Below are 9233 nucleotides of genomic sequence, written 5' to 3'. Positions count from 1 at the left end.
CCGCTCCTCGCCTGCCGCGGCACGCAGCCCAAACTCGCTGCGCTCAGACATGGGCTGCTCTTCGGCCACGCCAGGCTCCGGTGCTCGGCTCGCTCTACGGCTCGATTCGAGTCAGAAGCCAAGGCAAAGCAAGAGCAAGAGCAAGAGCAAGAGCCAAAGAAGCATCCGACGCCCGGCCGGGCGCCAGATGCTGAAAAAACGTATCAGCCTGCGGCAGCAGCCGTCTCCCCCTGCACACCCCGCGCCCGCCGGATCAACCGCGCACTGCCGTGCCGCAGGTCATCGAGGATCGCGTAGATCGTCGGCAGGAACAGCAGGCTGACCACGGTCGAGAACGCCAGGCCACCGGCCACCGCACGCGCCATCGGTGAATACGCCAGGCCACCGAGCACCACGGTGTCGCTGAGCGAGATCGGGATCATCGCCAGGATTGCCGTGCCCATCGTCATCAGGATCGGACGCAGACGCTCGCGGCTGCCCTCGACCAGCGCCTCGAGTCGCGGCATGCCGCGTCGCCTGAGATTGTTGATGTGCTCGACCATGATGATGCCGTTGTTCACCACCACGCCCATCAGCACCAGAATGCCGATGAAGGCCATCACCGTGAACGACGTGCCGGTGAGCCAGAACAGCCAGAACACGCCGAACACCGAGAACACCACGCAGCTCATGATCGCCGCCGGGAACAGCAGCGATTCGAACACTGCCGCCATCACCACGTAGATCATGATCACCGCGATGAGCAGGTTGAACACCATCTGCCGGCTGGCCTCGGCGTCATCCTCGAATCCGCTGCCGGAGAACGTGTAGCCGTAGCCAGCGGGAAACGCGACCGTCTCGAGTGTCTGCTCCAGCGCCTTGCGTGCATCAGGCATCGTGGTGTCGCCGGCGAGGTTAGCCTGCAGCGTCAGCGAGGTCTGGCGGTCGGCGCGGGTGATCCGGCTGGCCGACGGCTCTACGCGCATGTCGACCAGACTCGTCAGCGGCACGCTGCGCCCGTCGGGCGACCGCACCATGAAGCTGGCGATATCGGCTTCGTTGAACTGCTCGGCGCCCGCGAAGCGCACCCAGACCGGCACTTCTTCCTCACCACGGCGGAACTCGCGCAGCTGGCTGCCGCGCAGCGCCAGCCCGACGAAGCTCGACACCTGCTCGGCGCTGAAACCAAACGCGGCCGCGCGGTCGCGGTCGACGCGGATGGTGAGCTCCTGGTTGAGATCGCCGGCATCCACGCGCACATCGCGCAGGGCTGGATTGGCTGCAAGCATCGGGATCACCCCGTCGGCGATCTCGCGCAGCACCTGGGTCGAGTCGCCGACCAGTTGCACCTGCACGCCCTGGCTGGCGCCACCGCCGCCACCGCCCTGGCCCGAGCTCCCGCGGATGCCCACTTCCGCGCGCGCCGATTTGGGTAGCGCCGCGCTGATCGCCTCGGTGAGCGGCTTGGTATCGCCGACCGAATCCTCGAAGGTGATCATCGTGCCCGAATCGCCGCCCTCGCCGAACCAGGAGTAGAGCTGCCGGATCCGGTAGATTTCGCGATTCTCGTCGAGGAAGGTCTCGAAGCGGCGGACCTCGTCGGACCGCTGCTGCAGGTTGTAGCTGCCCTTCCACTGGTAGTAGAGCTGGATCTCCTTGCCGCCGCTGCCGTCGCCAAACATGTCGAACTTGGTCTGGGTCATCGGCACCAGGCTGACCGCGACCATCAGCAGGATGCCGAATACGCTCCAGCCGCGATGTTCCAGCGACCAGCGCAGCACGCGCGCATACCGGCGCTGCATGCGCGGGATCAGGCCATCGGGACGCGCCACGGCGGGCGGCGTCTTCATCCGCGCCGCCATCATCGGGATCAGGCTCACCGCGACCAGCCACGAGGCCAGCAGCGACACCGAGATGGTGATCGCCAGCTGGGACATGAAGATGCTGATCTGGTTGGTTTCGCCGAGCAGATTGGGCACGAACACGATGCAGTGGCTCAGCGTGCCGGCCGACAGCGCGATCGCGACATGGCGGGTGCCCAGCACCGAGGCCAGCCAGGGCTGGTCGGGCATGCGCTCGCGTTCCTGGTAGATGCTCTCCACCACCACCACCGCATTGTCGACCAGCATGCCGACTGCGAGCAGCAGCCCCATCAGCGACAGCACGTTGAGCGTGACGCCGAAGAAGTGCATGAAGCCGAGCGTGATGATGAAGCATATCGGAATCGCCAGCGTCACCATCAGCGTCGATGGCCAGTGCCGCAGGAAGAAGTACAGCACGATGATCGACAGCACCAGGCCGATTGCGCCCGCCTCCACCAGCTCCGTCAACGACGAGGTGACGTCCTCGCCCATGTTCTGGGTGACCTTGACGTCGATGTCCTCGAGCCCCGGCTCGCTGCGCGCGCTGTCGACTTCCGCCAGCACGTTGCGTGCGACCTCGACGAGGTTCGCGTCGCGCTCCTTGTAGATTTCCAGCCCCACGGCCGCGCGTCCGTCGAGGCGACGGCCGTAATCCATACGTTGCGGTCGCAGGCGGACATCGGCGACGTCCGACAGGCGCAGACCCTGCTGGTTGATCACCAGATCGCGCAACTGCTGCAGGTCGTCGACCTCGCCAATCGGCTGCACGCGCAGCCGCTGTCCGCCGTCGAGGATCTGCCCGGCAGAAACCGAGAAGTTCATCGCACGCAGACGGGTCGCCAGCGCGTTGAGTTCGATCCCGTGCGCCGTCAGCCGGTCGGGCTGGACCGCGATCTCGACCTCGTTCGGTGCCGCGCCGCTGATCTCCACGCGCGCCACGCCGGGCACGCGCTCGAGCCTGCGCTTGAGCTGGCGGTCGATGAGCTCGTAGCTGCCGGAGAGGTCGACGTTAGCCGCGAGCCGCAGCCGCAGCACCGGCTGATCGCTGGTCGAGAACTTCTGCACGAAGTAGCGACGGAAATCGTCGGGCAGATCGCTGCGGATCGCGTCGATGCGCTCGCGTGCTTCCGACGCGCTGATCGTGATATCCCGGTCCCAGTCGCTGAACTCGAGAATCACGAACGCGCCATCCGCTGCCGCCTGCCCGCGCATGCGCTTGATGCCGCTCATCGTCGCCAGCGTCTCCTCCGCCGGCCGCAGCAGATTCTGCTCCGCTTCGGCGGGCGTGGCGCCGGTATAGGGCAACTGCACGAACAGGAACGGCGCCGAAATATCCGGCAGCGCTTCCAGCGGCAGGCGCACCGAGGCGATCAGCCCGATGACGACCATCGATACGAAACACATGATGGTCGTGACCGGACGCCGCAGACTCAGCTCGGCGATGCTCATATCGCGCTGACCTCCGCGTCGGGACGATCGGCGGCGGCGCCGAGGCGCGCGCGGCGGCCGCGTTCGGCGTAGTACGCATCGGACTTGCGGTCCAGCAGGTCGTAGACGACCGGGATCACCAGCAGCGTCAGGACGGTCGACACCGCGAGGCCGCCCATCACCACGATCGCCATCGGCGAGCGCACCTCGGCGCCATCACCGAAGGCGAGTGCCAGCGGGAGGAAGCCGAACAGCGTAGACAGCGTGGTCATGATGATCGGCCGCAGGCGCGAGCGTGCACCGTCGATCAACGCATCGCGCTTGGCCACGCCAGCCTCGCGCAGCTGGTTGACCTTGTCGATCAGGATGATCGCGTTCTTCACCACCAGACCGACCATCAGGATCAATCCGATGAAGGCCACGACGGAGATCGTGTTGCCGGTCAGCAGCAGTGCGCCGATCGCGCCGACCATCGCCAGCGGGATGGTGAACAGGATCACGAAGGGATGCAGCAGCGATTCGAACTGCGAGGCCATCACCAGATAGACCAGGAAGATCGCCAGCGCGAACGCCATCAGCAGCGACCGCATCGAGTCCGCGAGCTCCTCGCCCTGGCCGCCGATGTGCAGGCCGACTTCGGGGCCGAGCGGATTCTCCGCCACCATCTGCCGCACCTCATCCATCGCGGTGCCCAGATCGATTCCGCGCAGATTCGCCGAGACCACCGCCACACGCACCTGGTCGGCGCGATGGATCTCGCTCGGGCCCACGGTCGCCACCACATCGGCTACCGAATCGAGGCGCACCGGCGATGCGCTGCCCGGATTGACGATCAGGTTGCGGATGCGGTCGACCGAATCGCGTTCGTTCTCCTGCGCGCGCACCAGCACGTCGATCTTGCGGTCGCGGAAGTTGTAGCGCGTGGCGACTTCGCCGCGCACCGCGCGCACCACCGCATCGGCGATCTGACGCGTGGTCAGGCCGAACGCGCCAGCGCGCTCCTGGTCGAACACGATCTGGATCTCGGGAAAACCCTGCTCCACCGTGCTCTTGACGTCGGCATAGTGCGGATTGGCCCGCAGCAGTTCGGTCATGCGCTGGCCGGCCCTGGCCAGACCTTCCAGATCCTGCCCGCGCAATTCGATTTCCAGCGGGGTCGAGAAGCTGAAGACCTGCGGACGGGCGAAGTCCACTGCGACACCGGGGTACTGCTGCATCGTCTCGCGCAGGCGCTCGGTCTGCTGCGCTTCGAACTCGCGACTGCCGCCACCGCTCATGACGATGCTCAGCTTGCCGATGTTCTCGCCGCTCTCGGTCGGATTCGCGTCCAGCCGCGTGCCGCTGCCGCTCACGCCGAACAGCAGTTCGACGCCGTCGTCGCCGGCGTGCGCCTGCTGCACCTCACGCATGATGCGATCGGTCTCGCGCAGCGGCGTGCCAGGCGGCAATTTGGCCGTCATCTCGAAGCGGTCCTGCGCCAGCTGCGGGATCAGGTCGGTACCGAGCAGCGGCACCGCGAGCATGCTGACCAGGAACACCGCGGTCGCGATGCCCAGCACCAGCCATGGGCGCGCCAGCGCGGCCGGAAGCATTTTCAGATAGCGACGCTCGGCGCGGTTGTAGGGCGACATCGCCAGATCGCTGGCCCGGCCCATGACACGCCCGGTACCACCCGATACGAAGCGCCACGCACGCACCACCGCCCAGGCAATACCGAACAGTACGCCGCGGACACCGGCGCCGATGCCACGACCGGTCGCCGCAATCGGCTTCTGCCAACGGCTTTCAGGATGCCACTGCGGATGCGGCGCTTCTTCCGGAAACGCCAGCGGCGGACGGCCCTTGAGCGAGGCCATCATCGGAATCAGCGTCAACGCCACGAACATCGACACACCGACCGCGATCGCGATCGTCATCGCCTGGTCACGGAACAACTGACCGGCGATCCCTTCGACGAATACCAGCGGCAGGAACACCGCGATGATCGTCAACGTCGACGCGACGACGGCCATGCCGACTTCACGGGTGCCGGAGATCGCGGCCTCCAGAATTCCCAGCCCGCGCTCGCGCGCCTTGGCGATGCTCTCGAGCACGACGATCGAATCGTCAATGACCAGGCCGGTCGCCAACGCCAGTCCGCCCAGCGACATGACATTGAGGCTCAGTCCCAGCTGATCCATGAAGAAGAACGTGGTGATGATCGAGATCGGCAGCGACAGGCTGACCACCAGCGTGCTCCAGCCGTTGCGCAGGAACAGGAAGATGATCAGCACCGCCAGCGTGCCGCCGATCAACGCGTCGGTGCGCACGTCGTGGATCGCGGCCCGCACGAACTTCGATTGGTCGTCGACCACCGTCAGGGTCATGTCCGGCGGCAATTCCTTGCGGATGACGTCCAGCCGCGCCTGTACCGCATCCGCGGTCGCCACGGTGTTCGCGTCGCCTTCCTTGTAGATCGCCAGCTCCACTGCTTCGGCGCCGCCGAGGCGGATGATGCTTTCGCGTTCCTTGAAGCCCTGCCGCACGGTGGCGACATCGCGCAGACGGATCGCGCGGCCAGCGCCGATCGTCGAGCTGTCCGCGCCCGACGCGCTCTGCACCGATGCTGCAGCCGCCAGCACCGCCTGCGAACCGCTCGCGGCAGCGATCGCGGCCATCTGCTGCGCGGCGCTTGCCGCGCCGTCGTCACCGCCCGACTGCGTGGCGACGAGCATCTCGCCGATCTGCTCGACGCTCGAGAACTGGTTGACCGTACGCACGAGATAACGCTGCGTGCCCTGATCGAGCCGCCCGCCGGAGAGGTTGATGTTCTCCTGCTGCAGACGCTGGATGACGTTCTCGATCGGCAGACCGATCCGCGCCATCTGCTGCAGGTCGAGATCGACCTGCACCTCGTCCTCGAAACCACCGCCGACCTTGACCGCGGCCACACCGACGACGGGCTCGATCTTCTTCTTCAGATCGTCATCCGCGTAGCGACGCATGCGGGTGAGTTCGTCGACCGCGTCGCCCTTGTCGCCGGCGGTCAGCGCGAGGCGCAGGATCGGCTCGGTCGAGGGATTGAAACGCAGCAGCACAGGCGGCGTGACTTCGAGCGGCAACTGCAGCGTCTCGAGCTTGTCGCGCACTTCCAGACTCGCCTGATCCATGTCGGTGCCCCAGGCGAACTCCAGCACCACATCGCTCTGGCCGGTACGCGAGATCGAGCGCAGCTTGCGCACGCCCTTGACCACGCCGACGGCTTCTTCCACCGGCTCGCTGACCAGCGTCTCGATCTCCGACGGCGCCGCGCCTGTGTATTCAGTGCGCACGGTCAGCGTGGGATAGCTGAGGTCGGGCAGCAGGTTGACCTTGAGATTGGTCAGCGCGATCAGGCCGAACAGCATCATGCTGATCGCGACCATCCATACCGTCACCCGGCGACGCGTGGAGAACTCGACCAGATCGAACCGGCCGGACGGCGCGGCGTGCGGATCCAAGGCCGGGCCGTCGCCGGCGGGGCCGTCGTGCGGCGCGCCGGCCATTACTTCGCGTCGCTCTTGGCGTCGGCGGCGGCAGGCGCGGCCGCGACCGGCGCTTCACCGATCACCTGCACCGGGCTGCCTTCGCGCAGCGCGACCTTGCCGGCGGTGACCACCGGATCGCCGTCTTCCAGGCCGCTGCGGACTTCGATCAGGTTGCCGTCGACGTAGCCCAGCACCACCGGCACGCGCACCGCCTTGCCGTCGCGTACGGTGTACACCGCGGTCTCGTCACCCTCGTCGAGCAGCGCGCTGCGCGGGATCACCAGTGCATCGGTGCGCTGGTCGTAATCGATATGGATGCGGCCGAACATGCCGGCGCGCAGCGAGTCGTTGCCGGCGAATGCGGTGACCACGCGGAACGTGCCGCTGCGCGATTCCACGATCGGCGCGACACGCTCGACCACCCCTTCAAAGCTTTCGCCCGGCAGCGCATCGACTTGCAGACGCACCGGCTGGCCACGCTTGAGCACGCGCAGCTCGCGTTCGGGCACGTTGAGCGTGGCCTCGATGCGCGCGTTGTCGACAATGCTGAAGATCGGCGTGTTGATCTGCACGAAATTGCCGGTGCGGATCATGCGCTGCGAGATCACGCCGGCGATCGGCGCGGTCACGGTGGTGTAGGACAGCTCAAGTTCCGCCATCTGATGCTGGGCGCGCGCGGTGTCGAGATCGAACTTGATCTGGTCGAGATCATTGGCGCTGATCATCTGCTGGTCCACCAGCTGCTGCGCGCGACGGTAGCTGTTCTCAAGCTTGCCCATCGTGGCGCGGCTCTGCAGCACGGCCAGGCGGACGCGGTCCGGGTCAAGCCGCACCAGCGGCTGGCCGGCGCGGATGGTGTCGCCCTCCTCGACCAGCACCTCGAGCGCGATGCCCGAGGTCTTGGCGACCACATCGGCGCCGCGCGGCACTTCCAGCGCGGCCGTGCCGACGTAGCTGGCCGCCACACTGCGGCGCACGACCGCCTCGGTCTCCACCGGGACGGGGGCCGGTGCGCTGTCGCCGGGCTTGGCCTGGGCATCGCCTCCCCCCTTGCATGCGGACAGACCAAGGGCGGCGGCTACGAGGATGACGCCAGTCAGGACGCGTCCTACGGACGCGAAAGCATGCAGTGTGGACATGTGGATTCGATTGACCCCTACGGTGTTGTAGCAAGGTATATCACCAGTGCATGACGTTGAATGCGCCATAGGTCATGGTGACCTCCGGTGGAGAGCGCCGCATATGTTGTGGCCCATTGGGTTTGCGACCCGCCCGTGGCTATACTGGCCCGGTTGTGCACCGGTTCATGCAGGATGTTCTGTCTACTACCGGTGCAGTCACGCTTCCCAGACAGCACTTTCAGCCATTCAGGATTGCGGATAACTCGATGACGCGACTGCTGATGCTCGCCGCCTGCTTTGCCCTCGCCACGCCCGCCCTGAGTGCGTCCGCGCAGGATGCGGCTACGCCTGCCGCCGACGCGCCGACCACCAATGCGCCGCTGACCGGCAATGCCGACACCGGCCGCGCGTTGACCTATACCTGCCAGGGCTGTCACGGCGTCGACGGCTACCGCAACGTCTATCCGCACTACCACGTGCCCAAGATCGGCGGTCAATCGCCCGAATATCTGGTCAACGCCCTGCACGAATACAAGCGCGGCACCCGTCGTCACCCGACGATGCAGGCGCAGGCGCAAAGCTTCACCGACCAGGACATCGCCGATATCGCCGCCTTTCTTTCGGAGCTGACCAAGTGAGCGGCGCGATGATTCGGCCGATCCGCGCCCTGCCCGCACTCGTGCTCGCCGGCCTGCTGGCCGCCTGCGGCGGCCAGTCGCACGATCCCGGAGCCCAGCCCGCACGCAGCTCGTCCGCAGGCCTGCCGTCCGGCACCACCGAAGCCGGCGAACAGGCTGCCAACGTCAAGAGCGCAGCGACCGGCCAGACCTGCATCGACTGCCACGGCGCAGGCGGCAACGAACCGATCGATCCGACCTATCCCAAGATCGGCGGACAGTTCCGCGACTACCTCGCCCATTCGCTGCAGGCCTACCGCGACGGCGACCGCGAACACGCGCTGATGTCGCAGCAGGCGACGGGTCTGAGCGATCAGCAGATTGCCGATCTCGCCGCTTACTTCGCGGCGCAACCGAGCCAGCTGCGCGATCTGCGCGGAGCGCACGACCGCTGAGCAGGTTTGGCGGCGCGTGCGCGCGCCGCCCGAAGACTCATGCCCGCTGTTTCGGTAGACGAGCAGCTGTAGTTCCCACTTCAGCTTTTGCTTCGACTTCGACTTTCGACTTTCGACTTTGGCTTTGGCTTTGGCTTTGGCTTTCAGCCTTTGACGTTAATCGAGCCGTAAAGCGAGCCGAGCACCGGAGCCTGGCGCGGCCGTAGAGCAGCCCATGTCTGAGCGCAGCGAGTTTGGGCTGCGTGCCGCGTCAGGCGAGGAGCAC

The 9233-nt window shown here is 66.5% G+C and carries 5 protein-coding genes; 2 read left to right on the top strand and 3 right to left on the bottom strand.

Annotated features, from left to right (window positions below; translation table 11 throughout):
* Nucleotides 1-203 precede the first annotated feature (203 nt).
* From J2X52_RS17360 to J2X52_RS17350, 3 genes are read right to left on the bottom strand one after another with little or no spacing between them, the layout of a single operon-like run.
* Nucleotides 204-3290, bottom strand: a complete 3087-nt coding sequence (locus tag J2X52_RS17360) for an efflux RND transporter permease subunit (protein ID WP_310156399.1) — start codon at nt 3288-3290, stop codon at nt 204-206.
* Nucleotides 3287-6793 carry an efflux RND transporter permease subunit gene (locus J2X52_RS17355; RefSeq protein ID WP_310156396.1) on the bottom strand — a complete coding sequence of 1169 codons (3507 nt, stop codon included), beginning with the start codon at nt 6791-6793 and terminating at the stop codon, nt 3287-3289. Before J2X52_RS17355 ends, J2X52_RS17360 begins: the two co-directional genes overlap by 4 nt.
* The gene (locus J2X52_RS17350) at nt 6793-7914 is read right to left on the bottom strand and encodes an efflux RND transporter periplasmic adaptor subunit (RefSeq protein WP_310156393.1); all 1122 of its coding nucleotides are present in this window, start codon (nt 7912-7914) and stop codon (nt 6793-6795) included. Before J2X52_RS17350 ends, J2X52_RS17355 begins: the two co-directional genes overlap by 1 nt.
* Before the next feature lie 248 nt (nt 7915-8162).
* On the opposite strand from J2X52_RS17350, the gene J2X52_RS17345 reads away from it, so the two are divergent.
* Nucleotides 8163-8534, top strand: a complete 372-nt coding sequence (locus J2X52_RS17345) for a cytochrome c (protein ID WP_310156390.1) — start codon at nt 8163-8165, stop codon at nt 8532-8534.
* Between the two features lie 8 nt (nt 8535-8542).
* Nucleotides 8543-8968: a cytochrome c gene (locus J2X52_RS17340; RefSeq protein ID WP_310156386.1), complete on the top strand. Its 426-nt coding sequence runs from the start codon at nt 8543-8545 to the stop codon at nt 8966-8968.
* The last annotated feature ends 265 nt before the right edge of the window (nt 8969-9233 follow it).

Source organism: Luteimonas sp. 3794 (assembly GCF_031456825.1).
Taxonomy (GTDB): Bacteria; Pseudomonadota; Gammaproteobacteria; order Xanthomonadales; family Xanthomonadaceae; genus Luteimonas.
The sequence above is the reverse complement of the archived record's forward strand: the minus strand, read 5'-3'. Positions and strand labels throughout refer to the sequence as shown.